Origin of the sequence: Mammaliicoccus stepanovicii (genome assembly GCF_002902525.1) — a bacterium.
GTDB lineage: Bacteria > Bacillota > Bacilli > Staphylococcales > Staphylococcaceae > Mammaliicoccus > Mammaliicoccus stepanovicii.
Genome location: NZ_PPQZ01000024.1, coordinates 14395 through 40691 on the forward strand (window position 1 = coordinate 14395; position 26297 = coordinate 40691).

Annotated in this window: 25 protein-coding genes and 1 other annotated feature; of the genes, 22 read left to right on the top strand and 3 right to left on the bottom strand. The window is 35.8% G+C overall.

The genetic code is table 11. The features are described from left to right. Window positions 1–159 precede the first annotated feature (159 nt). The 21 genes from cysE to tuf all read left to right on the top strand — a co-directional run bounded on the left by cysE (window position 160) and on the right by tuf (window position 21170). Entirely contained in the window at window positions 160–801 is a 642-nt protein-coding gene (gene cysE, locus CD111_RS04875) for a serine O-acetyltransferase (RefSeq protein ID WP_095089781.1), read from the top strand. Beyond that, window positions 785–2185, top strand: a complete 1401-nt coding sequence (gene cysS / locus CD111_RS04880) for a cysteine--tRNA ligase (RefSeq protein ID WP_095089779.1) — start codon at window positions 785–787, stop codon at window positions 2183–2185. The genes cysE and cysS overlap by 17 nt, the downstream gene beginning before the upstream one ends. A 13-nt stretch (window positions 2186–2198) precedes the next feature. After that, window positions 2199–2588, top strand: coding sequence for a Mini-ribonuclease 3 (locus tag CD111_RS04885; protein ID WP_229726472.1), 390 nt, complete (start codon window positions 2199–2201; stop codon window positions 2586–2588). Further along, entirely contained in the window at window positions 2581–3327 is a 747-nt protein-coding gene (gene rlmB / locus CD111_RS04890) for a 23S rRNA (guanosine(2251)-2'-O)-methyltransferase RlmB (protein ID WP_095089775.1), read from the top strand. The genes CD111_RS04885 and rlmB overlap by 8 nt, the downstream gene beginning before the upstream one ends. Then, window positions 3327–3845 carry an NYN domain-containing protein gene (locus tag CD111_RS04895; RefSeq protein ID WP_095089773.1) on the top strand — a complete coding sequence of 173 codons (519 nt, stop codon included), beginning with the start codon at window positions 3327–3329 and terminating at the stop codon, window positions 3843–3845. Before rlmB ends, CD111_RS04895 begins: the two co-directional genes overlap by 1 nt. Window positions 3846–3925: 80 nt before the next feature. Further along, on the top strand, window positions 3926–4543 hold the full coding sequence (locus CD111_RS04900; RefSeq protein ID WP_095089771.1) for a sigma-70 family RNA polymerase sigma factor: 618 nt from the start codon (window positions 3926–3928) through the stop codon (window positions 4541–4543). Between the two features lie 50 nt (window positions 4544–4593). After that, window positions 4594–4734, top strand: coding sequence for a 50S ribosomal protein L33 (rpmG, locus tag CD111_RS04905; RefSeq protein WP_095089769.1), 141 nt, complete (start codon window positions 4594–4596; stop codon window positions 4732–4734). 14 nt (window positions 4735–4748) lie between these two features. Beyond that, window positions 4749–4928, top strand: a complete 180-nt coding sequence (gene secE, locus CD111_RS04910) for a preprotein translocase subunit SecE (RefSeq protein WP_095089767.1) — start codon at window positions 4749–4751, stop codon at window positions 4926–4928. 14 nt (window positions 4929–4942) lie between these two features. Continuing rightward, on the top strand, window positions 4943–5491 hold the full coding sequence (gene nusG / locus CD111_RS04915; protein ID WP_095089765.1) for a transcription termination/antitermination protein NusG: 549 nt from the start codon (window positions 4943–4945) through the stop codon (window positions 5489–5491). Between the two features lie 147 nt (window positions 5492–5638). Then, the gene (gene rplK, locus CD111_RS04920; RefSeq protein ID WP_095089764.1) at window positions 5639–6061 is read left to right on the top strand and encodes a 50S ribosomal protein L11; all 423 of its coding nucleotides are present in this window, start codon (window positions 5639–5641) and stop codon (window positions 6059–6061) included. A gap of 107 nt (window positions 6062–6168) precedes the next feature. Then, a complete protein-coding gene (rplA, locus tag CD111_RS04925) occupies window positions 6169–6861 on the top strand; it encodes a 50S ribosomal protein L1 (RefSeq protein WP_095089762.1) in 693 nt (230 codons plus the stop codon). A 40-nt stretch (window positions 6862–6901) separates the two neighbouring features. Beyond that, window positions 6902–7042 (top strand) — a sequence feature (ribosomal protein L10 leader region). A 43-nt stretch (window positions 7043–7085) separates the two neighbouring features. Then, entirely contained in the window at window positions 7086–7592 is a 507-nt protein-coding gene (gene rplJ / locus CD111_RS04930; protein WP_095089761.1) for a 50S ribosomal protein L10, read from the top strand. 39 nt (window positions 7593–7631) lie between these two features. After that, window positions 7632–7994 carry a 50S ribosomal protein L7/L12 gene (rplL, locus tag CD111_RS04935; RefSeq protein ID WP_371868693.1) on the top strand — a complete coding sequence of 121 codons (363 nt, stop codon included), beginning with the start codon at window positions 7632–7634 and terminating at the stop codon, window positions 7992–7994. Window positions 7995–8076: 82 nt separating this feature from the next. Then, complete coding sequence (locus tag CD111_RS04940) at window positions 8077–8685, top strand: class I SAM-dependent methyltransferase (protein WP_095089758.1); 609 nt, start codon at window positions 8077–8079, stop codon at window positions 8683–8685. 208 nt (window positions 8686–8893) lie between these two features. Further along, entirely contained in the window at window positions 8894–12448 is a 3555-nt protein-coding gene (rpoB, locus tag CD111_RS04945) for a DNA-directed RNA polymerase subunit beta (protein ID WP_095089756.1), read from the top strand. A 97-nt stretch (window positions 12449–12545) separates the two neighbouring features. Continuing rightward, window positions 12546–16160 carry a DNA-directed RNA polymerase subunit beta' gene (gene rpoC / locus CD111_RS04950; protein ID WP_095089754.1) on the top strand — a complete coding sequence of 1205 codons (3615 nt, stop codon included), beginning with the start codon at window positions 12546–12548 and terminating at the stop codon, window positions 16158–16160. Between the two features lie 135 nt (window positions 16161–16295). Then, entirely contained in the window at window positions 16296–16550 is a 255-nt protein-coding gene (locus tag CD111_RS04955) for a ribosomal L7Ae/L30e/S12e/Gadd45 family protein (RefSeq protein ID WP_095089752.1), read from the top strand. A gap of 91 nt (window positions 16551–16641) precedes the next feature. Next, window positions 16642–17064, top strand: coding sequence for a 30S ribosomal protein S12 (rpsL, locus tag CD111_RS04960; protein WP_095089749.1), 423 nt, complete (start codon window positions 16642–16644; stop codon window positions 17062–17064). Window positions 17065–17149: 85 nt separating this feature from the next. Next, the gene (gene rpsG / locus CD111_RS04965) at window positions 17150–17620 is read left to right on the top strand and encodes a 30S ribosomal protein S7 (protein ID WP_095089746.1); all 471 of its coding nucleotides are present in this window, start codon (window positions 17150–17152) and stop codon (window positions 17618–17620) included. A gap of 139 nt (window positions 17621–17759) precedes the next feature. Then, window positions 17760–19841, top strand: coding sequence for an elongation factor G (fusA, locus tag CD111_RS04970; RefSeq protein ID WP_095089742.1), 2082 nt, complete (start codon window positions 17760–17762; stop codon window positions 19839–19841). Between the two features lie 138 nt (window positions 19842–19979). Further along, window positions 19980–21170 carry an elongation factor Tu gene (gene tuf, locus CD111_RS04975; RefSeq protein WP_095089740.1) on the top strand — a complete coding sequence of 397 codons (1191 nt, stop codon included), beginning with the start codon at window positions 19980–19982 and terminating at the stop codon, window positions 21168–21170. A 107-nt stretch (window positions 21171–21277) separates the two neighbouring features. Here tuf and CD111_RS04980 read toward each other — a convergent pair whose 3' ends face one another. Genes CD111_RS04980 through CD111_RS04990 form a run of 3 tightly spaced genes read right to left on the bottom strand, consistent with a single transcriptional unit; the run spans window position 21278 to window position 24815 of the window. Further along, on the bottom strand, window positions 21278–22459 hold the full coding sequence (locus CD111_RS04980) for a M20 metallopeptidase family protein (RefSeq protein ID WP_095089738.1): 1182 nt from the start codon (window positions 22457–22459) through the stop codon (window positions 21278–21280). After that, window positions 22446–23642 (bottom strand): amidohydrolase, encoded by a 1197-nt coding sequence (locus CD111_RS04985; RefSeq protein WP_095089736.1) that lies wholly within the window; start codon window positions 23640–23642, stop codon window positions 22446–22448. Before CD111_RS04985 ends, CD111_RS04980 begins: the two co-directional genes overlap by 14 nt. A gap of 3 nt (window positions 23643–23645) precedes the next feature. Continuing rightward, window positions 23646–24815, bottom strand: coding sequence for an amidohydrolase (locus CD111_RS04990; protein WP_095089734.1), 1170 nt, complete (start codon window positions 24813–24815; stop codon window positions 23646–23648). 153 nt (window positions 24816–24968) lie between these two features. Here CD111_RS04990 and CD111_RS04995 point away from each other — a divergent pair, with 153 nt between their 5' ends. After that, window positions 24969–26156, top strand: a complete 1188-nt coding sequence (locus CD111_RS04995; RefSeq protein WP_095089732.1) for a glycine C-acetyltransferase — start codon at window positions 24969–24971, stop codon at window positions 26154–26156. Window positions 26157–26297 lie beyond the last annotated feature (141 nt).

Below are 26297 nucleotides of genomic sequence, written 5' to 3' on the forward strand. Positions count from 1 at the left end.
ACCACATAATATTTACGAATGCACCTTTATTGTAAAGAACATATAAATACTTAAATGAGTGAGCATATTTATATGCTAAAAAGAGTGGAACCGTGCATATACAGCATCTCTAGCAATTATTGTTAGAGATGCTTTTTTGTATCTGAGGAGGGGGATTTTATGTTTAAAAGAGTCAAAGATGACATTCAAATGGTATTTGATCAAGATCCAGCTGCAAGGTCTTCGTTTGAAGTGGTCATGACTTACTCAGGATTACATGCTATTTGGAGTTATTTAATTGCCAATTGGTTTTTTAAGAAGAAGATGTATTTTATAGCAAGGTCGATTTCCCAAATTTCAAGATTCTTTACAGGTGTTGAAATACATCCAGGCGCAACTATTGGGAAGAGATTATTTATCGATCATGGTATGGGGATTGTAATTGGCGAAACTTGTAATATTGGAAATAATGTCACGATTTATCAAGGTGTCACTTTAGGAGGCACAGGAAAAGAAAGAGGTAAACGTCATCCGGATATTGGAGATAATGTCTTAATAGCAGCCGGGGCGAAAGTTTTAGGTAATATAGAAGTTGGAAGTAACGTAAATATTGGTGCAAATTCAGTTGTCTTAAAAGATGTCCCTGATTATTCAACAGTGGTTGGAATTCCGGGTAGAATCGTTAAACAAGATGGACTAAAAGTTGGCAAAAACTTTAATCATACTAATTTGCCTGACCCTATATATGAACAGCTTAAAGAATTAGAGCGTCACCTTGAAAAGACTAAGAATGGAGAGATTGTTGATGATTACGTTATATAACACATTAACGAGAAAGAAAGAAGAATTTATTCCTATAGAAGAAGGCAAAGTAAAAATGTATGTTTGTGGACCAACAGTCTACAATTATATTCATATCGGTAATGCTAGATCAACAGTAGCTTTCGATGTCGTTAGACGTTATTTAGAATATCGTGGTTATGAAGTAGAATACGTTTCTAACTTTACTGACGTAGATGACAAATTAATTAGAACTGCAAATGAACTTGGTGAAACAGTTCCTGAAATAGCTGATCGATTTATTGAAGCATTCTACGAAGATACTGGCGCACTAAACTGTAAACGTGGTACGTCTAATCCTAGAGTTATGGACCATATGGACGATATTATTCAATTTATTAAAGTGTTGGTAGATAAAGGTTATGCTTATGAAAGTGGCGGTGATGTTTATTATCGCACACGTCATTTTGATGGTTATGGTAAATTGAGTCATCAATCAATAGACGATTTAAAAGTCGGTGCGAGAATCGAATCTGGCGAACAAAAGGAAGATGACCTTGACTTTGCATTATGGAAACAAGCTAAACCGGGCGAAATCAAGTGGGAAAGCCCTTGGGGAGAAGGACGTCCAGGTTGGCATATTGAATGTTCTGTTATGGCGCAAGTGCATTTAGGAGATACAATTGACATTCATGCAGGTGGAACAGATTTACAATTTCCTCATCATGAAAACGAAATTGCTCAATCGGAAGCACATAATGATACGACATTTGCTAATTATTGGATGCATAATGGCTTTGTGAACATTAATAACGAGAAGATGAGTAAATCATTAGGTAACTTTATTTTAGTTCACGATATCATTAAAGAAATTGATCCAGATGTTTTGAGATTCTTTATGGTCGGTGCTCATTATAGAAGTCCTGTAAATTATGATTTAGATTTGGTGCAAGCTGCTAAAAAAGGTCTGGAAAGAATTCGTAACAGTTATCTTGCATTGACAGAAAGAAAAGAACTAGCAATAAAAGATGAAGATAGTTCAGATTACTATATTAAAGGTATAGATCAAGTATTGAAAGATTTTGAAATGTATATGGATGATGACTTTAATACAGCTAATGCAATAACAGCATGGTATGATTTAAATAAATTAGCTAATAAATATTTATTAGAAAATACAACTTCAGTTCGTACGATTCAATATTTCGAGGAAGTGTATCAAATCTTCAGTGATGTATTAGGTGTTCCATTAGTTGGACAAACACAACAGTTACTTGATGAAGAGATTGAGAAATTAATCGAAGAACGAAATGCAGCGAGAAAATCTAAAGATTTCAAACGTGCTGATGAAATTAGAGACATGTTGAAAGAGCAAAACATTATACTTGAAGACACAGCTCAAGGTGTGAGATTTAGACGTGGATAAATTAACGGCAAAAATGTTGAATCCGTTATCGTTGGCATATATGGGGGACTCGATTTTAGATACCTATATAAGAAAACATATCATTATCAAGATTAAAGGAAAACCTAACCGTCTACATCAATTATCAAAACAATATGTATCTGCAAAAGGTCAAGCATACGCATTAAATATATTGTTAGAAGAATCTTTTTTTAATGAAGAAGAGTTTGAAATTATACAACGTGGACGCAACGCTAAAAGTCACACTAAAGCAAAAAACACAGATATACAAACATACCGTAAAAGTTCGGCAATAGAGGCGGTTATTGGATATTTGTTTTTGACAGATGAAACAGAACGTTTAGAAGTATTAATAAATAGAATCATAAACATTACAGAAGAAAGGGTGAATACAGATGGATGAATCAGTAATAGTTGGTAGACATGCTGTGAAGGAAGCAATTACCTCTGGACATACGATTAACAAAATACTTATTCAAGAAGGTATCAATAAGAAACAAATTGGTGAAATATTAAAACTTGCAAAAAATGAAAAAATCGTAGTACAAACAGTACCAAAATCTAAAATCGACTTTTTAACAGATGTACCTCATCAAGGCATTGCTGCACAAATTGCGCCATATCCTTATAAAGAATTAGAAGATTTTATAACCGAATCAAAAGATATCGATCATAATCCTTGCGTACTCATGTTAGATGGGCTTGAAGATCCTCATAACCTTGGTTCAATTATGAGAACTGCAGATGCAATAGGCATTGATGCAATCATTATACCGAAGAGAAGATCAGTACAATTAAATGCTACAGTTGCAAAAGCATCTACCGGTGCTATTCAACATGTTCCAGTTATACGAGTGACGAACTTGCCACAAACGATGACGCGTCTGCAAGAAGTTGGTTACTGGGTCGCAGGTACAGATGCCAATAATGCTACAGACTACCGCGAAATGGATGCGAATATGCCACTTGTTATTGTAATTGGCAGTGAAGGTGAAGGTATGAGTAGACTCGTTAAAGAAAAATGTGATTTCTATATTAAATTACCAATGGTTGGTCACGTAAACAGTCTTAATGCGTCAGTTGCAGCGAGCTTGTTGATGTATGAAGTATATAGAAAAAGAAACCCAATAGGTCAATCATAATGAAAGATATTTATTTGATTATCGATGGTTATAACTTAATGGGACAATCGAATGAATTAATAAAAATAGCACAAGTTTCTCTAGAAGAAGCAAGAGATAAATTGCTCGTAACATTAATCAATTACAATACGCAGCATGATGGCGAAATGATTGTTGTATTCGATGCTTATGGCGTTGAAGGTACAGAATCAATTGAAATCAAGCATGGTGTCAAAGTTGTCTTTACAAAAGGAAAAGAAACTGCAGATAGTTATATCGAAAAGTTAACTTACGAATTGTATCGAAAACATATAACGCATATTACAGTTGTGACTAGTGATATGAGTGAGCAACATGCTATTTTTGGTTCAGGAGCCTATAGGATTTCTTCGAGAGAAATGTGGAGAACGATAGAGAACCAAGAATCAGTCGTTACAAAACATTTATCTGAGATTGAAACGAAGACACCGCGAAATAGATTGAATTTACCAGATGAAGTGTTACAGCAATTTGAAAAATGGCGTAGAAATAACAAGTGATTTTGAAATTTTGGTATTTGATTAAAACAATCATAATTTCGTAGAATGATGTTCACCACTTTGTATAAGGACTGAACATCATGAATAAAACGACTACGGAAAGTGAAATGTTAAATTGTATCAAAGCAGTTCAAAATGGACAAACTGAATTATTTGCTAAAGTGTTGAAAACTTTTGATCAAGCGATAATAAACCGCATAAAATCTCTCAATATATCAAAAGAAGATAGTGAGGATTTGGCTCAAATTATTAGATATAAGTTATACAAGCAAGTCTTGACTTACGACTGTCAAGATACACAATCATTTGCTCATTGTGTTAATGTCATCATCAAAAATGTCAAAATCGATTATATAAGAAAAATTAAAAGCGAAAAATATCACTTTCATAATTCTGCTTTGACAATTGATGGTAATCCATTTGGAGAAGATTTATGTTTGTATGAGAAAGTTCCAGATTGTCATGTTAAACCACTTGAAGAATCGATTCTAATCGAACAGTTTTTATCATATCTATTGGTAGAACAACGATTGACAGTTTTTGAAGTAAATATTGTAAAATATGTATTAGAAGGACAAACTAAAAAAGAAATATCTGAAAGACTAAATGTGCCAATAAAGCACATTTACAATGCGCAATATCGAATCAAAAAGAAGCTGAATAAATCAGAAATCATTTCCGCACTGTTTGACAATTAGGTGTATTGTTTTGTATATTAGTCTAGGATTAGAATGAGTTAGGTGAGAAAATGAGAAAAGTCCCTTTAAATTGCGAAAAATGCGGAACTAGAAATTATACAGTCCCCAAAAAAGATACAAATAATCGGTTAGAGTTAAAGAAGTTTTGTAAAACTTGTAATACGCATACATTGCATAAAGAATCCAAATAGAAGGAGGAAAATCAATGGCTAAAAAAGAAAATTTCTTTCAAGGCGTAAAATCAGAAATGCAAAAGACAAGTTGGCCAACAGGTAAAGAACTTGCTAAATATACAACAATAGTAGTATGTACGGTAATCTTTTTCTTAATCTTTTTCTATGCATTAGATTTAGGAATTACTGAGATAATTAATTTGATTAAATAGTAAGGAGTGGCAAAATGTCAGAAGAGATAGGTGCTAAACGCTGGTACGCAGTGCACACATATTCGGGTTATGAGAATAAAGTCAAAACAAACCTAGAAAAACGTGTTGAAACAATGAATATGCAAGAACAAATCTTTAGAGTTGTAATTCCTGAAGAGGAAGAAACATCAATTAAAGATGGTAAAGCTAAAACTCAAATCAAAAAGACTTTTCCTGGTTATGTTTTAGTAGAACTTATAATGACAGATGAATCATGGTATATAGTTAGAAACACACCTGGTGTAACTGGTTTTGTTGGTTCAGCTGGAGCAGGATCAAAGCCTAATCCATTATTACCTGATGAAGCTAAATTCATCTTGAAACAAATGGGTATGGTTGAGAAAACAGTTGATGTTGAAGTAGAACTAGGAGAACAAGTTCGCGTTACAAGTGGACCGTTTAGTAACCAAGTTGGCGAGATTAAAGAAATAGATATTGAAAAATACAAACTCACTGTTCTTGTCGATATGTTTGGTAGAGAAACACCAGTGGAAGTTGAATTTGATCAAATAGAAAAGTTGTAAAAAAACACTTGAATTTTGATGATTTCAATGTTATTATTTAAAGGTCGCGCTCGGACTATGCGCAACCATTTCATCACGAAATGAAGAGTGGGAGGGTAAAATATCATTACCCCATGACCACATCACGATATCAAGGAGGTGCACATCGTGGCTAAAAAAGTAGTAAAAGTAGTTAAATTGCAAATACCTGCAGGTAAAGCAAACCCAGCACCACCAGTTGGTCCTGCATTAGGTCAAGCCGGTGTGAATATTATGGGATTCTGTAAAGAATTCAACGCTCGTACACAAGAGCAAGCAGGTTTAATCATTCCAGTTGAAATTACAGTATTTGAAGATCGTTCATTTACTTTCATCACTAAGACACCACCTGCAGCAGTATTACTTAAAAAAGCAGCTAAAGTAGAAAAAGGTTCAGGCGAACCTAATAAAACTAAAGTTGCTACAGTATCTAAAGATCAAGTGCGTGAAATTGCTATCTCTAAAATGCCTGACTTAAATGCAGCATCAGAAGAAGCAGCTATGCGTATCGTTGAAGGTACTGCTCGTAGTATGGGTATTGTCGTAGAATAATTTAAAGTTTAAGCAGGCGGCTAAATCGCTGTCTGCTATTGCATTGTCTTTCAACAATGCGCGTGGGAGGTAACATTCCGCTAAAACCACTAAAGGAGGAAATCAAGATGGCTAAAAAAGGTAAAAAGTATCAAGAAGCAATTGCTAAAGTTGACCGTACTTCATTCTACTCAGTAGAAGAAGCAATCAAATTAGCAAAAGAAACAAGTACTGTAAACTTTGATGCATCTGTAGAAGTTGCATTTCGTCTAGGTATTGATACTCGTAAAAACGACCAACAAATCCGTGGAGCAGTAGTATTACCACACGGTACTGGTAAAACACAACGTGTATTAGTATTCGCTAAAGGCGATAAAATCAAAGAAGCAGAAGAAGCTGGAGCAGACTATGTAGGTGAAGAATACATTAACAAAATTAACCAAGGTTGGTTTGATTTTGATGTAATCGTTGCAACACCTGACATGATGGGTGAAGTTGGTAAACTTGGTCGTGTATTAGGACCTAAAGGTTTAATGCCAAACCCTAAAACTGGAACAGTTACAATGGACATCAAAAAAGCAGTAGAAGAAATTAAAGCAGGTAAAGTAGAATACCGCGCTGAAAAATCTGGTATTGTTCATGCGTCTATTGGTAAAGTTTCATTTGATGAGCAACAATTAGTTGAGAACTTCAAAACTATCCAAGATACATTAACAAAAGCTAAACCAGCATCATCTAAAGGTACTTACTTCAAGTCTGTTGCTGTAACAACAACAATGGGTCCTGGTATCAAAGTTGATTCTAGTAGCTTTAAATTATAATAAAAAATATTGACTTCACATCCAAAACGCGTTATAGTTTTGGATGTGTAATATTTAACCTAAGACAGTAGGAGTTCTTCTTAGAACTTAAAATCCAATCCTGCCGAGGCTTAAATTGACTTGAACGTATAAATTTCAAGCACTTTTTGCCGTGGGTAAAAAGTGCTTTTTTGTTGAGATACCTCATCATAAAAGCACGGTACAAATAATATGGAGGTGTAGAGATGTCTAATTCAAAAATCGTTGAAGTGAAACAACAAAAAGTTGATGCTATCACAGAAAAGTTCAAAAATTCTGTATCAACAATCGTTGTGGATTATCGTGGTTTAACTGTAGCGCAAGTAACAGAATTACGTAAACAATTACGTGAAGCTGGTATCGAATATAAAGTATTGAAAAATACTCTAGTTCGCCGTGCTGCTGAAAATGCGGGAATCGAAGGTTTAGAAGATCATTTAACTGGTCCTAATGCGATTGCTTTTTCTAACGAAGAAGTAGTTGAACCAGCTAAGATTCTTGCTGACTTCGCAAAAGCGAACGAAGCATTAGAAATCAAAGCAGGTGTTATTGAAGGACAAGTTGTAACAGCAGAAGAAGTTATTACTATTGGTTCATTACCATCAAAAGACGGTCTTGTATCAATGTTACTATCTGTATTACAAGCTCCAGTTCGTAACTTTGCTTATGCAGTTAAAGCTATTGGAGAACAAAAAGAAGAAAGTGCTGAATAATTCAGTAACTAAAAAAATTAATTAACGGAGGAATATATCATGTCTAATGAAAAAATTATTGAAGCAATTAAAGAAATGTCAGTATTAGAATTAAACGACTTAGTTAAAGCTATCGAAGAAGAATTTGGTGTAACAGCAGCAGCTCCTGTAGCAGCAGCTGGCGCAGCTGGTGGAGAAGCAGCAGCAGAAAAAACTGAATTTGATGTTGAATTAACTTCTGTAGGAGATTCAAAAATCAAAGTTGTTAAAGCTGTTAAAGAAGCAACTGGCTTAGGCTTAAAAGAAGCTAAAGAAGTTGTAGATAACGCTCCTAAAGTAGTAAAAGAAGGCTTATCTAAAGAAGACGCTGAAGCTTTAAAAGAAAAATTAGAAGAAGTTGGCGCATCTGTAGAATTAAAATAATCTCTGTATTAAATCAAAAACCCGTTATTATCATGATAACGGGTTTTTCTTTACTCATTAAATGTATTAAAGAGGTGGCGTAATGAGTCATTATTATGATAATGATCCAAATGTGAGGTCGGAGCGAACAAGTTTCGATTATTTTTATCGCGATACTAAACTTTCTTTTCTCACAGACCATGGCGTTTTTTCGAAAGGGAAAATCGATTTTGGTTCAGATTTATTAATTTCAACGTTCTTAAATTTGAATCCACCGGGTCCTAAGAAACGTATTTTAGATGTAGGTTGTGGTTATGGACCGATTGGGTTAACGTGCGCTAAAGTATTGCCGCATAGTGAAGTAACGCTTGTTGATGTAAATGAACGCGCGTTAGGGTTAGCGTCAGACAACCAAAAACATAATCATATCGATAATGTAGAAGTTAAAGTGAGTAATTGCTTGGACAACATGATCGATAAAACATTTGATTTTGTGTTAACTAATCCTCCAATTAGAGCTGGTAAAGAAGTTGTACATCGCATTCTTGAACAAAGTGTAGATGTATTGGTAAGTGGAGGGGCGCTTTATGTTGTGATTCAGAAAAAACAAGGTATGCCCTCTGCCAAGAAGAAAATGCAAGAAATTTTCGGGAATGCAGAAATAGTAGAAAAAAGCAAGGGTTATTACATTCTAAAAAGTGTAAAAGCTTGATTTTGCTATTTCGTTCTGATATAGTAATAGAATGTAAAAATTTAAATTCAATAAGTGTGTACTTTTGCGTCGCCCTTAATTGAATGTTAGGAATAAGTCGTACGAAGTAGAAAATGGAATAATTGACTTTCCGTTTTCTATTTGTCTTATTGTCTTTATTTTTTGAAAGACGCAAAGTTATATTCACAATATTTGAGGGGTGAATCTGTTGACAGGTCAACTTATCCAGTATGGAAGACATCGTGTTCGTAGAAGTTATGCGAGGATTTCCGAAATTTTAGAATTACCTAACTTAATCGAGATTCAAACGAAATCATATGAATGGTTTCTTAGAGAAGGATTGCTAGAAATGTTCAGAGACATTTCTCCAATCGATGATTTTACAGGTAATTTATCTTTAGAATTCGTAGATTATCGCTTAGGTGAACCAAAGTATGATTTAGAAGAGTCTAAAAACCGTGATGCAACTTATGCTGCACCATTACGTGTTAAAGTCCGTTTAATTAATAAAGAAACAGGCGAAGTGAAAGACCAAGAAGTATTTATGGGTGATTTCCCATTAATGACGGATACAGGTACTTTCGTAATTAATGGTGCAGAACGTGTAATTGTATCACAACTTGTACGTTCACCATCCGTGTATTTCAATGAAAAAGTTGATAAAAACGGTAAAGTAAGTTTTGGAACTACTGTTATACCTAACCGTGGAGCATGGTTAGAATATGAAACAGATGCTAAAGACGTTCCTTATGTAAGAATTGATAGAACTCGTAAGTTGCCGATTACAGTATTAGTCCGTGCTTTAGGTTTTTCAACTGATCAAGAAATTTTAGATTTACTTGGTGATAATGAATACCTACGTAATGCATTAGATAAAGATAATACTGAAACAACTGATCAAGCGTTACTAGAAATTTATGAGCGTTTACGTCCGGGTGAACCACCAACTGTAGAAAATGCTAAAAGTTTATTATATTCTCGTTTCTTTGATCCAAAACGTTATGACTTAGCAAGTGTTGGTCGTTACAAAATGAACAAAAAATTACACCTTAAACATCGTTTGTTTAATCAAACTTTAGCAGAGCCTATTGTTGATGTTGAAACAGGTGAAATTGCAGCTGATGAAGGAACAGTTTTAGATCGTCGTAATTTAGATAAAATTATCGACGTTTTAGAGTCTAATGCCAACATTCATGTATATGAATTAAATAGTGGTGTATTAGATGAGCCTGTTGAAGTTCAATCAGTAAAAATTTATATCCCTGGCGATGAAGAAAAACGCACGACAACAGTGATTGGTAATGCATTCCCTGATGAAGCAGTGAAATGTATTACACCAGCAGATATTATTTCTTCATTATCATATTTCTTCAACTTGTTACATGGTGTAGGTTATACAGATGATATTGACCATTTAGGTAACCGTCGTCTGCGTTCAGTTGGTGAATTACTACAAAACCAATTCAGAATTGGTTTATCACGTATGGAACGTGTTGTACGTGAACGTATGTCAATTCAAGATACTGATTCAATCACACCACAACAATTAATTAATATACGTCCTGTAATTGCTTCAATTAAAGAGTTCTTCGGTAGCTCTCAGTTGTCACAATTCATGGACCAAGCAAATCCATTAGCTGAATTAACGCATAAACGTCGTTTATCAGCACTTGGACCCGGCGGTTTAACACGTGAACGTGCTGGTATGGAAGTACGTGACGTTCACTATTCTCACTACGGTCGTATGTGTCCGATTGAGACACCAGAGGGACCAAACATTGGTTTAATCAACTCATTATCTAGTTACGCTAGAGTGAATGAGTTTGGATTTATTGAAACACCGTATCGTAAAGTTAATATTGAAACAAACCAAGTTACATCAAGAATTGATTACTTAACTGCAGATGAAGAAGACAGTTATGTAGTAGCGCAGGCAAATTCTGTTTTAGATGAAACAGGTAAATTCGTTGAAGATGAAGTTCTTTGTCGTTTCCGTGGAGATAACACGACTAAACCTAAAGAACGTATGGACTACATGGATGTATCACCTAAGCAGGTTGTTTCTGCTGCGACAGCATGTATCCCATTCCTTGAAAACGATGACTCTAACCGTGCCTTGATGGGTGCAAACATGCAACGTCAAGCGGTACCTTTAATGAACCCAGAAGCACCATTTGTTGGTACGGGTATGGAACACGTAACAGCACGTGATTCAGGTGCAGCTATTGTTGCTAAATATAAAGGTAGAGTTGAACATGTTGAAGCTAAAGAAATTCTTGTTAGACGTATTGTAGAAGAAAATGGTAAAGAAATTGAAACGGAATTAGACCGTTACCCATTATCTAAATTCAAACGTAGTAACTCTGGTACATGTTATAACCAACGCCCAATTATTTCAGCTGGCGATGTTGTTACAAAAGGTGAAATTTTAGCTGATGGTCCTTCAATGGAACTTGGTGAAATGGCACTTGGCCGTAACGTTGTTGTTGGATTTATGACATGGGATGGTTATAACTATGAGGATGCTGTAATCATGAGTGAACGTCTTGTTAAAGATGACGTTTATACTTCTATTCATGTTGAAGAATATGAATCAGAAGCTCGTGATACTAAATTAGGACCTGAAGAAATTACGCGTGATATTCCAAATGTTTCTGATAATGCACTTAAAAACTTAGATGATCGTGGTATCGTTTACGTTGGTGCAGAAGTTAAAGATGGGGATATTCTAGTTGGTAAAGTAACGCCTAAAGGTGTTACTGAATTAACTGCTGAAGAAAGATTGTTACATGCAATCTTTGGTGAAAAAGCGCGTGAAGTTCGTGATACATCATTACGTGTACCTCATGGTGCAGGTGGTATTGTATTAGACGTGAAAGTATTCAATAGAGAAGAAGGCGATGATTCATTATCTCCTGGTGTAAACCAATTAGTACGTGTGTATATCGTTCAAAAACGTAAAATACACGTTGGGGATAAAATGTGTGGACGTCACGGTAACAAAGGTGTAATTTCTCGTATCTTACCAGAAGAAGATATGCCTTATTTACCAGATGGTACGCCAATTGATATCATGTTAAACCCACTAGGTGTTCCTTCTCGTATGAATATCGGACAAGTATTAGAACTTCATTTAGGTATGGCAGCTAAGAATTTAGGTATTCATGTTGCTTCACCAGTATTTGATGGTGCAAGTGATGATGATGTTTGGTCAACTATTGAAGAAGCTGGTATGGCTCGTGATGGTAAAACAGTACTTTATGACGGCCGTACAGGTGAACCATTTGATAACCGTGTTTCTGTAGGTGTTATGTACATGCTTAAACTTGCACACATGGTTGATGATAAATTACATGCACGTTCTACTGGTCCATACTCACTTGTTACACAACAACCACTTGGCGGTAAAGCTCAGTTTGGTGGACAACGTTTCGGTGAGATGGAAGTGTGGGCACTTGAAGCATACGGTGCAGCATACACATTACAAGAGATTTTAACTTATAAATCTGATGATACTGTAGGTCGTGTTAAAACTTATGAATCTATCGTAAAAGGCGAAAACATCCCTAAACCGGGTGTGCCAGAATCATTCCGCGTATTGATGAAAGAATTACAAAGTTTAGGACTTGACGTTAAAGTCATGGATGAACATGATAACGAAATCGAAATGCGTGATTTAGAAGATGAAGATATGATAGAAAAGAAAGTTGATTTAGGGGTTTCACAAAATGCATCAGTAGAAGGACAACAAGTAACTGACTAAAAGTTAATAAAGCGCATTTGTTATACAATTGCGCTTTCATTGTTATACATTATCAATCAACAAGCACAACTAATTTAATTTGAAGGAGGTAGGCTCCTTGATTGATGTAAATAATTTCCATTACATGAAAATAGGACTCGCTTCACCTGAAAAGATCCGTTCTTGGTCATTTGGTGAAGTGAAAAAACCAGAAACAATTAACTACCGTACGTTAAAACCTGAAAGAGATGGTTTATTCTGTGAGAAAATCTTCGGTCCAACTAAGGACTGGGAATGTAGTTGTGGTAAATATAAAAGAGTACGTTATAAAGGCATGGTTTGTGACAGATGTGGTGTAGAAGTTACTAAATCTAAAGTGCGTCGCGAAAGAATGGGGCACATTGAATTAGCAGCACCAGTTTCTCACATTTGGTACTTTAAAGGTATCCCAAGTCGTATGGGACTATTACTTGATATGTCACCGCGTTCACTTGAAGAAGTAATTTACTTTGCTTCTTATACTGTAATTGATCCAGGTCCAACTGGATTGGAGAAAAAACAATTGTTAACAGAAGGGGAATATCGTGAGTATTATGATAAATTCCCAGGTAAATTCTCAGCTAAAATGGGTGCCGAAGCAATTCGCGACCTATTAGACAACATTGATTTAGACAGCGAATTGAAGAATTTACGTGAAGAATTAGAGTCAGCAACTGGACAAAGATTGACAAGAGCAATCAAACGTTTAGAAGTTGTTGAATCATTCCGTCATTCTGGCAATAATCCATCTTGGATGATTTTAGATGTATTACCAATTATCCCACCTGAAATTCGTCCGATGGTTCAATTAGATGGTGGTCGCTTTGCGACAAGTGATTTAAATGATTTATATCGTCGTGTTATCAACCGTAATAATCGTTTAAAACGTTTATTAGATCTTGGTGCACCAGGTATTATCGTTCAAAACGAAAAACGTATGTTACAAGAAGCTGTAGATGCGTTAATCGATAATGGTAGACGTGGCCGTCCTGTCACAGGACCAGGTAACCGTCCGCTTAAATCTCTTTCACATATGTTAAAAGGTAAACAAGGACGTTTCCGTCAAAACTTACTTGGTAAACGTGTTGACTATTCAGGTCGTTCAGTAATTGTTGTTGGACCAAACTTGAAAATGTATCAATGTGGTTTACCAAAAGAGATGGCATTAGAATTGTTTAAACCTTTCATTATGAAAGAATTAGTAGAACGTGAAATTGCTACAAACATCAAAAATGCTAAAGGCAAAATTGAAAGAATGGAAGAAGAAGTTTGGGACGTTCTTGAAGATGTAATCAAAGAACACCCAGTGCTATTGAACCGTGCACCAACACTTCACCGTCTAGGTATTCAAGCATTTGAACCTACATTGGTAGAAGGTCGTGCAATCAGACTTCACCCACTTGTTACAACTGCCTATAACGCAGACTTTGATGGTGACCAAATGGCGGTTCACGTACCTTTATCTAAAGAGGCACAAGCAGAAGCACGTATGTTAATGCTTGCAGCTCAAAATATCTTGAACCCTAAAGATGGTAAACCAGTTGTTACGCCTTCACAGGATATGGTTTTAGGTAACTATTACCTAACACTTGAACGTAAAGGTGCAATCGGCGCAGGTGATATCTTTAGTGATACAGAAGAAGTTATTAAAGCTTATGCAAACGGATATGTACATTTACATTCACGTATCGCAGTAAATGCAAGTTCATTCAAGAACCCTACATTTACTGACGAGCAAAACAGCAAATTATTACTTACTTCTGTAGGTAAAGTTATATTTAATGAAATTATGCCGGAATCATTCCCGTATATTAATGAACCGACTAATTTCAATTTAGAAAAATCAACTCCAGATAAATACTTTATCTCTGCAACAGATCTACCTGAAGGTGGTTTAATAGAATATCTTAAAGACGTTGAACTCGTTAAGCCATTCAACAAAAAATTCTTAGGTCAAATCATTGCAGAAATATTTAACAAGTTCCATATTACAGATACTTCAATGATGCTAGATAAGATGAAAGATTTAGGATTTAAATATTCATCACGTGCTGGTATTACTGTTGGTGTTTCTGATATTGTGGTTCTTGCTGAGAAACAAGATATTATCGGAAAAGCTGAAATTAAAGTTGATAAAGTTCAAAAACAATTTAGCCGTGGTTTAATTACTGAAAGTGAACGTTATGCTGCAGTTATTGATATTTGGACTAAAGCTAAAGACGTTATTCAATCTAAATTAATGATGTCTCTTGATACTTTAAACCCAATATTCATGATGAGTGATTCAGGAGCCCGTGGTAACGCATCTAACTTTACACAGCTTGCTGGTATGCGTGGTTTGATGGCCAACCCATCTGGTAAAATCATCGAGTTACCTATTAAATCATCATTCCGTGAAGGTTTAACAGTACTTGAATACTTCATCTCAACTCACGGTGCGCGTAAAGGTCTTGCCGATACAGCACTTAAGACAGCCGATTCAGGTTACTTAACACGTCGTCTAGTTGACGTAGCACAAGATGTTATCGTCAGAGAAGAAGATTGTGGAACAGACCGTGGATTGTTAGTTTCTGATATTAGAGAAGGTTCAGAACTTATTGAATCATTCATCGATCGTATCGAAGGTCGTTACTCTAAAGAAACGCTTCGTCATCCAGAGACAGATGAAATCATCATTAAAGTTAATGAATTAATCACAGCTGAAATTGCTAAACAAATTATTGATGCTGGTATAACTGAAATGCATATTCGCTCAGCATTTACATGTAACACACGTCATGGTGTATGTGAAAAATGTTATGGTAAGAACTTGGCAACTGGTGAACAAGTTGAAGTTGGTGAGGCAGTTGGTACAATTGCTGCACAATCAATCGGTGAACCAGGTACACAGCTTACAATGCGTACATTCCATACAGGTGGTGTAGCAGGAGCCGATATTACACAAGGTTTACCTCGTATTCAAGAATTATTTGAAGCACGTAACCCTAAAGGACAAGCGGTTATTTCTGAAATTAATGGTCAAGTAACTGAAATTACGATTGTTAAAGATCGTCAACAAGAAATTAAAGTTAAAGGCGAAAATGAAATCCGTACTTATCTTGCTCCTGGTACTGCTAGACTTAAAGTCGAAGAAGGCCAATATGTAGAGCGCGGTGAAGTTATGACTGAAGGTTCAATTGAACCAAAAGGATTGCTTGCTGTTGCTGGCTTAAACGCGACTCAAAAATATCTACTTAAAGAAGTACAAAAAGTTTACCGTATGCAAGGTGTTGAAATTTCAGATAAACACGTTGAAGTTATGGTTAGACAAATGTTACGTAAAGTAAGAATTATCGAAGCTGGTGATACGAAATTATTACCTGGTGCATTAGTTGATATTCATACATTTACTGATGCAAACAGAGAAGTATTTGCAGCTCGTAAGCGTCCTGCAACTGCTAAACCTGTCTTGCTAGGTATTACTAAAGCATCACTCGAAACAGAAAGCTTCTTATCTGCAGCTTCATTCCAAGAAACAACTCGAGTTCTTACAGATGCTGCAATTAAAGGTAAGCGAGATAACTTACTTGGACTTAAAGAAAATGTTATCATCGGTAAATTGATCCCTGCTGGTACAGGTATGAGACGATATACTGGTGTAGGATTTGAAAAAGTACAAAAAGAAACACCTGCTGAAACAGTTATTTCTGAATAAATGATATAAGCTGTTCTAGGTGACTAGAACAGCTTATATATTATTATAAAAACACTGCAAAAAATATTGACTTTATATTTGTACGATGTTATTATTGTTAAGGTTGATGAAAGCAGACGCTTTGGAGGATATCGAATGTCTAATGAAAAAGCCAGAAGCTTAAATCAAGACAGTTATGTCATTGGTTTAAAACAAACCACTAAAGCATTAATGAAGCATAATGTCCAAATGGTCATTATTGCTCAAGATGTCAATATTCATATTTTGTCAAAAGTGTTATCATTAGCATTTGAGACTGGCGTTCCGATAGATTTTCGTCCTACAAGACAAGAACTAGGATCGCATTATGGAATAGAAGTTAATGCAACTGTAGTTGCGTTGCTTAAATAAATCTGTAAGCTGAGCTTACTATTTTTATTTGCCTTAAAATGAACCACCTGGATGTGTGGGATTAAGAAAATAAGAGAGGAGGACATTAAAGATGCCTACTATTAACCAATTAGTGCGTAAACCACGTACTAGTAAATCACAAAAATCTACAGCACCTGCATTAAACAGAGGTTACAATAGCATGAAGAAAAAAATGACTACTGTATACTCTCCTCAAAAACGTGGTGTTTGTACTCGTGTAGGAACTATGACACCTAAAAAACCAAACTCAGCATTACGTAAATATGCTCGTGTTCGTTTATCTAACAACTTAGAAGTAAACGCGTATATTCCTGGTATTGGTCATAACTTACAAGAACACAGTGTTGTTCTTATTCGTGGTGGACGTGTAAAAGACTTACCTGGTGTACGTTATCATATCGTACGTGGTGCTTTAGATACTTCTGGTGTTGATGGCCGTATGCAAAGCCGTTCACTTTATGGTGCTAAAAAACCTAAAGCTGCAAAAAAATAATCTAACGTTAAATTTCTGTAAATAACAGTTTTTTAAATGACGATAATATATTTAAACTTTATAATGAGAAGGGAGGATTTCGATTATGCCTCGTAAAGGTCCAGTTGCAAAAAGAGATGTTTTACCAGATCCAATTCACAACTCAAAATTAGTAACTAAATTAATCAACAAAATTATGCTTGATGGTAAGCGTGGTACTGCTCAAAAAATTCTTTATTCAGCATTTGAACTTGTTCAAGAACGTTCAGGTAAAGATGCAATTGAAGTATTTGATGAAGCTATCAACAACATCATGCCTGTACTTGAAGTTAAAGCACGCCGTGTAGGTGGTTCAAACTATCAAGTACCTGTAGAAGTACGTCCAGAGCGTCGTACAACTTTAGGTTTACGTTGGTTAGTTAACTATGCGCGTCTTCGTGGTGAAAAAACTATGGAAGAGCGTTTAGCTAATGAAATCTTAGATGCAGCCAATAACACTGGTGGTGCAGTTAAGAAACGTGAAGATACTCATAAAATGGCAGAAGCTAACAAAGCGTTTGCTCATTACCGTTGGTAAGATAGAACTTAGATCCCTAAGCGTTAAAATCTTAAAGATATCTTTAGCGAGACATCTCTTATTTTAAACACTTAGGGTATCAAAGTATCTACTTATTAATCACAAAATATCCAATGTTTTTGGAAGGAGTAAGAATACTATGGCAAGAGATTTCTCTTTGAAAAATACTCGTAACATCGGTATCATGGCACATATCGATGCTGGTAAAACTACCACTACAGAACGTATTCTTTATTACACAGGCCGTATCCATAAAATTGGTGAAACACACGAAGGTGCTTCACAAATGGACTGGATGGAACAAGAGCAAGAGCGTGGTATCACAATTACTTCTGCTGCAACAACTGCTCAATGGGATGGTCACCGTGTAAACATTATAGATACACCTGGACACGTAGACTTCACAGTTGAAGTTGAACGTTCACTACGTGTACTTGATGGTGCCGTTACTGTACTTGATGCTCAATCAGGTGTTGAACCTCAAACTGAAACAGTTTGGCGTCAAGCTACAACATACGGAGTTCCACGTATTGTATTCATTAATAAAATGGATAAAATGGGTGCAAACTTTGAATATTCAGTTGGTACTTTACATGAACGTTTACAAGCAAATGCTCACCCAATTCAGTTACCAATCGGTGCAGAAGATGACTTCAGCGCTATCATTGACTTAGTTGAAATGAAATGTTTCCAATATAACAATGACTTAGGTACTGAAATTGAAGAAGTAGAGATTCCTGAATCTCACAAACAACAAGCTGAAGAAGCGCGTGAAGCTTTAATTGAAGCTGTTGCTGAATCAAATGACGAATTAATGGAAAAATATTTAGGTGGAGAAGAAATTTCACTTGCTGAGCTTAAAGCGGCAATCCGTAAAGCTACTTGTGACGTTGAATTCTACCCAGTACTTTGTGGTACAGCATTCAAAAACAAAGGTGTTCAATTAATGTTGAACGCAGTTATTGATTACTTACCATCACCATTAGATGTTAAACCAATTATCGGACATAGAGCTGATAACGAAGATGAAGAAGTTATTGCAGAACCTGATGACTCAGCACCTTTCGCTGCGTTAGCATTTAAAGTAATGACTGACCCATTCGTTGGTAAATTAACATTCTTCCGTGTTTATTCAGGTACAATGTCATCTGGTTCATATGTTAGAAACTCAACTAAAGGTAAACGTGAACGTGTAGGTCGTATCCTACAAATGCACGCTAACTCTCGTGAAGAGATTTCTACTGTATACTCAGGTGATATAGCAGGTGCGGTTGGTCTTAAAGATACTGCTACTGGTGATACTTTATGTGATGAAAAAGATGACATCATCTTAGAATCAATGGAATTCCCAGAGCCAGTTATCCACTTATCTGTTGAGCCTAAATCAAAAGCTGACCAAGATAAAATGACTAACGCATTAGTTAAATTACAAGAAGAAGATCCAACATTCCATGCACATACAGACCAAGAAACTGGACAAGTTATCATTGGTGGTATGGGTGAATTACATCTTGATATTTTAGTAGACCGTATGAAACGTGAATTCAAAGTAGAATGTACTGTTGGTGCGCCAATGGTTTCTTACCGTGAAACGTTCAAAACAGCTGCTCAAGTTCAAGGTAAATTCTCTCGTCAATCTGGTGGACGTGGACAATATGGTGATGTTCATATCGAATTCACACCTAACGAACAAGGTGGCGGTTTCGAATTCGAAAACGCTATTGTCGGTGGTGTAGTTCCTCGTGAATACATTCCATCTGTTGAAGCTGGTCTTAAAGATGCTATGGAAAACGGTGTATTAGCTGGATATCCACTAGTTGATGTTAAAGCTAAACTATATGACGGTTCATACCATGATGTCGATTCATCAGAAATGGCCTTCAAAGTAGCTGCATCATTAGCACTTAAAGAAGCTGCTAAACGTTGTGACCCTGTAATCTTAGAGCCAATGATGAAAGTTGAAATCGTTATGCCTGAAGAGTACATGGGTGACATCATGGGTGACGTAACAAGTCGTCGTGGACGTGTTGAAGGTATGGAAGCACGCGGTAACGCACAAGTTGTTCGTGCATTTGTTCCACTTTCAGAAATGTTCGGCTACGCAACAAACTTACGTTCTAACACTCAAGGTCGTGGTACTTATACTATGGTATTTGATCACTACGAAGAAGTTCCTAAATCAATTTCTGAAGATATTATCAAGAAAAACAAAGGTGAATAATTAATTCGCCCTAATAAATTGATTTTTATCTCAAAATGATTTATAAATTAACTATAGGTTACCCTCATAATGGTGAGTAACCATTATGAGGCTTAATAAAAAAATACATTTTTTAATATGAATAGGAGAGATTTTATAATGGCTAAAGAAAAATTTGATCGCTCAAAAACACATGCCAATATTGGTACTATCGGTCACGTTGACCATGGTAAAACTACATTAACAGCTGCAATTGCAACTGTATTAGCAAAACGTTCTGGTGACGGAGAAGCTCGTTCTTACGACCAAATCGATAACGCTCCAGAAGAAAAAGAACGTGGTATTACAATCAATACTTCACACATCGAATATGAAACTGAAAAACGTCACTACGCTCACGTTGACTGCCCAGGACATGCTGACTATGTTAAAAACATGATCACTGGTGCTGCTCAAATGGACGGTGGTATCTTAGTAGTATCTGCTGCTGACGGTCCAATGCCTCAAACTCGTGAACACATTCTTTTATCACGTAACGTAGGTGTTCCTGCATTAGTAGTATTCTTAAACAAAGTTGACATGGTTGACGACGAAGAATTATTAGAATTAGTTGAAATGGAAGTTCGTGACTTATTATCTGAATATGACTTCCCTGGAGACGACGTTCCTGTAATCGCTGGTTCTGCATTAAAAGCATTAGAAGGCGACGAAGGATACGAAGACAAAATTATGGAATTAATGGATGCTGTTGACTCATTCATCCCAACTCCAGAACGTGATTCTGACAAACCATTCATGATGCCAGTTGAGGACGTATTCTCAATTACTGGTCGTGGTACAGTTGCAACTGGCCGTGTTGAACGTGGACAAGTTAAAGTCGGTGAAGAAATCGAAATCATCGGTTTAACTGAAGAATCATCTAAAACTACTGTAACTGGTGTAGAAATGTTCCGTAAATTATTAGACTTCGCTGAAGCTGGAGATAATATCGGTGCATTATTACGTGGTGTTGCTCGTGAAGACGTTAACCGTGGTCAAGTATTAGCTAAACCAGGTTCAATCACACCTCACACTAAATTTAAAGCAGAAGTTTATGTATTATCTAAAGATGAAGGTGGACGTCATACTCCATTCTTCACTAACTACCGCCCACAATTCTATTTCCGTACTACTGACGTAACTGGTGTAGTTAACTTACCAGAAGGTACTGAAATGGTTATGCCTGGCGATAACGTTGAAATGGACGTTGAATTAATTTCACCAATCGCTATTGAAGACGGTACTCGTTTCTCAATCCGTGAAGGTGGACGTACAGTTGGATCAGGCGTTGTTACAGTAATCGAAGCTTAATTCGTTTACAACAAACTTGATATAACGAAGAAAGAACCAATCCCTTGGATTGGTTCTTTTTTTGTTCTTAACTTTTTATGGTGGGATGGCAAATGCCATTCCATTTTTTATTTATTTAATTTTAAGTCTTTACTGTTTTCTACAATTGAAAGAAAGATTTTAACACTATTTTGTAGTGATTGTTCATCTAAATCAAATTTTGGATGATGGTGTGGGTATGTGGAATTTAACGATTGATTTCCCACGCCTGTAAAGAAATAACTTCCAGGAACATGTTGTAAGTAATATCCAACGTCTTCGCCACCTAATGATGGTGGATAATCAAATGCTTCTTCAACGCTATCAATTTGGCTCGCAAGTTGTTTGACCCACATTGTTTCTGCTTCGTGATTTACAACTGGAGGATAACCATCTTGATATGATAGATGACATTTGACTCCAAAACTTGATTCAATACCATTTAATATACCGTTTAAGCGTTCTTTAATTTGTTGTTTAACAGTCGGCAAATATGTTCTAACAGTACCTGACAATTTAACTTTATCTGCGATAACGTTGAATGCATTCCCTCCATTGAAGGTTCCAAATGTAACTACAGCAGATTCTAATGGATCTAAAGTTCTTGAAACAATCGTTTGAGCTTGCACGATAAACGATGATGCAGCAACGATAGGGTCTTTAGCCAATTGAGGCATAGCACCATGTCCGCCTTGTCCTTGGATTTCTATTTCAAATGAATCTGCTGCAGCATATGCTGGACCAGCACAAAAACCAATTTTATTGGCATCAATATGACTCGCAGTATGTGTACCAAATAAATAATCTACATCTTTAAGTGCACCTGCATCTACCATTGATTTTGCGCCACCAGGTAATACTTCTTCGGCATGTTGATGTATAAGTACAACATTACCATGAATATCTTGCGTATTTTCTTGAAGAATTTTAGCAGTTATTAATAAACTAGCTGTATGAGCATCATGACCACAAGCATGCATCACACCATCGACAGTCGATTTATAGGGTACGTCTTTCTCATCTTGAATAGGTAAAGCGTCAAAATCTGCTCTAAATGCAATAGTAGGTCCAGGATGATCGCCTTTAATATATCCGAGAAGACCATTTCCTCCGACATCTTTTTTTACTTTTATCCCTAAATTTTCGAGATAATCAGCAATATATTTTTTTGTATTTTCTTCTTTAAAAGATAGCTCAGGATGTTGATGTAAGTATCTTCTGATTTCAATAAGTTCGTTTAAATGAGTTTCGACTTGATTAACTAAGCTCATGTTTATTATCTCCTTCCATAAACTTGAATGTCGTTAATAAAAATATTTGAACGGCATTAATTAATCCTTTTTCATCAATATCAAACTTTGGGTGATGGTGGGGAAAGTCTGCTTTGAAATGTTCATTACGTGTACCTGTATAGAAGAATGCGCCAGGGACTCTCTGTTGATAATATGAAAAGTCTTCCCCACCTAAACTTGCTTCTAATTCAACTAATTCTTTAACATTACTAATTTCTTTAGTTGCTTCTAAAATTAAATCCGTTTCTTTTTCTGTATTTATAACAGGTGGATAACCTTTACTATATTTTAAATCATAAGTGACATCTGTTGATGTAGCGATACCTTCTAAAACTTTCTTGAAACCTTCTATAACACTAGATTGCGTATTTGAATCAAAAGTTCTAATAGTACCACCAATTTTACAAGTGTCAGGAATAACATTATTTGTCTCTCCAGCATTAAACATCGTAATAGATAGTACTGCAGGATTTGAGGCATTTGTTTTACGTGAAACAATGTATTGTAAATCGTTACACAATTGTATACCTGCAGCTAAAGGATCTATTAGTTGATCTGGGTGTGCTGCATGTCCACCTCTACCTTTTAAAGTGATCCAGAAGTCATCAGGAATACCGGTAGTCGTGCCATATTTATAACCAACTTTACCAACATCTAAAGTGCTAGAAACGTGTTGGCCGATAATAGCATCAACACCTGTTAAGCAGCCGTCTGCTATCATTTGAATAGCACCACCTGGGTCTACTTCTTCAGCATGTTGATGTATAAAGACTACTCTTCCATTAATTTCATCCCGATGTTCGGATAAAATTTTAGCTGTCATTAATAGGACAGCCGTATGTGCATCATGACCACAAGCGTGCATCACACCATCAACAGTTGATTTGTATGGTACTTCTTTCTCATCCTGTATAGGTAGCGCATCAAAATCAGCTCGGATGGCTAACGTTGGACCGGGTTTATCTTTGTTAAGTGTACCGACAACACCTCTGCCACCTACACCTTCTCTCACATCGATATCTAAATTTCTTAAATAATCTGCAATGTATGCAGGTGTTTTAACTTCTTCAAAAGATAGTTCAGGATACATATGCAAATGTCTCCTAATCTGAATCATTTCATCATAGTACGCTTCGACTTTATTAAGTAATATATTGTTCATTTGTTAAAGAACACCTTCTATCTCAAGAATTTTAATAAACATTGCGGTCGTCGTCTTCATAGCATCTTCATCTAAGTCAAACATAGGATGATGGTGTGGAATTGTTGAGCCTTTCGATTCATTACCACTGCCTGTTAAGAAGAAGCAACCAGGACGTTCTAATAGGTAATATGAGAAGTCTTCACCAATCATCATTGGATCGATATCATCATAAGTTAACCCTAGTTCTTCAGCAGCTTGTTTTACAATTTCATATTGTTCATTATGATTAACAACAGTAGGGTATCCATGACGATAATAAAAATCATAAGTAGCGTCATTTGCTATACAGATTCCTTTAAGTAATCGTTCAAGTTCAACTTCGATAATTTCTTTGACTTCAGGTTTAAAGGTTCTTACAGTACCTTCAAGTGTTGCAGTATCGCTAATAATGTTAAAGGCAGTCCCGGCTTCAATCTTTCCAACAGTAAGGACACCTCTATCAATAGGGTCAAGTTTTCTAGAAATGATTTTTTGTAAGCTAGAAATATATTCAGCAGCAATAACGATTGGATCAATGGATGTATGTGGCTTAGCTCCATGACCGCCTTTACCTTGAATCGTTATTTTAAAATAATCTGGAGATGCCATCATTTCTGACGGATTTGTTTTAATAGAAGATGTTTCATGCCCGCTCCAGAAGTGATTGCCATATACTGTATCAACGCCATCTAATGCGCCATCTATTATCATTGGATTTGCACCGCCAGGACTTACTTCTTCAGCATATTGGAATATAAATACGACGTTACCGTTTATAGCGTCATAATTTTCGTTAAGTAACGTGCATAAAGTTAATAAAGTTGTTGTATGGCCGTCATGCCCACAAGCATGCATAGCGCCATCTATCGTTGATTTGTAAGGGACATCTTTTTCATCTTGAATAGGTAACGCATCAAAATCAGCTCGAAAGGCAATTGTTTTCCCGGGTTTCTTACCTTCAATCTTTGCAACGATTCCTCTTTCCCCAACAGGTTCAATTATGTCTAATTTATCTAATTTTCTTAAATGAGATAATATGAATTTGTGTGTTTCAATCTCATGAAATGATAATTCAGGATGCATATGTAAATATCTTCTCATTTCAACCATTTGTTCAAACTTACTTTCAATTTGCGTTTGCCACTTTATCATTGCTAACCCTTCTTTCAATGTTTCAAAATATAATATGATAAGTGTAGCAAAATTTATAGAAAATTTAAACAATTCAATTTACTATGATAACGCTTAATACTTTGATTTTGTTGTGTTATGATTAAAAAAAAGGTGCTAAAGGAGCAAATTAAAATGGTACAAACGTTAAATACATTTTTAGAATCAAATCTAAATGAATTAAAAGATAATGGGTTATACAATGAAATAGATATCGTTGAAGGTGCTAATGGGGCAGAGATTACAATTGGTGGGAAACAATATATCAATTTATCATCAAATAACTATCTTGGATTAGCTACAAACGAAGATTTAAAGAAAGCAGCTAAAGATGCTATTGATTCTCATGGCGTTGGAGCGGGGGCAGTACGTACGATTAATGGTACACTTGATCTTCATAAAGAGCTTGAAGAAACACTAGCTCAATTTAAAGGTACAGAAAGTGCTATCGCATACCAATCAGGGTTTAATTGTAATATGGCTGCTATATCAGCTGTTATGAACAAACATGATGCTATTTTATCTGATGAATTAAATCACGCTTCAATTATTGATGGTTGTCGTTTATCAAAAGCTAAAATAATTAGAGTAAACCATTCTGATATGGAAGATTTAAGAAACAAAGCTAAAGAAGCGGTAGAATCGGGTCAATATAATAAAGTAATGTATATAACTGATGGCGTATTCTCAATGGACGGTGATGTAGCTAAATTACCTGAAATCGTTGAAATAGCTGAAGAATTTGGCTTAATTACTTATGTAGATGATGCACATGGATCTGGTGTAATGGGTAAAGGCGCTGGAACGGTTAAGCATTTCGGATTACAAGACAAAATTGATTTCCAAATCGGTACATTATCAAAAGCAATCGGAGTTGTTGGTGGTTACGTAGCAGGTACGAAAGATTTAATCGACTGGTTAAAAGTAGCTTCAAGACCATTTTTATTCTCAACATCATTAGCGCCTGGAGATACGAAAGCTATTACTGAATCAGTTAAAAAACTAATGGCTTCTACTGAGTTACATGATAAATTATGGGATAATGCAAACTACTTAAAAGAAGGCTTGAAAGCTAAAGGCTTTGATATCGGTCATTCTGAAACACCGATTACGCCAGTTATCATCGGTGAAGAGAAGAAGGCACAAACATTTAGTAAACGTCTTATGGACGAAGGTGTATATGCGAAAGCAATCGTATTCCCAACTGTACCAAGAGGAACTGGTCGTGTTAGAAATATGCCAACAGCTGCTCATACGAAAGAACAATTAGATAAAGCAATCGATATTTATGAGAAAATCGGAAAAGAATTAGGTTTAATTTAAATAAATAACAAGACGCCCAAACAATTGTTTAAGTGGGCGTCTTTTTTTAAGCAAAATTTATATAACAAACACATTTTTTGTAGAAAGTAACTTATTTTACTTTTGTAATGTACTTCTCTGGTATACAAAAATACGCAAATA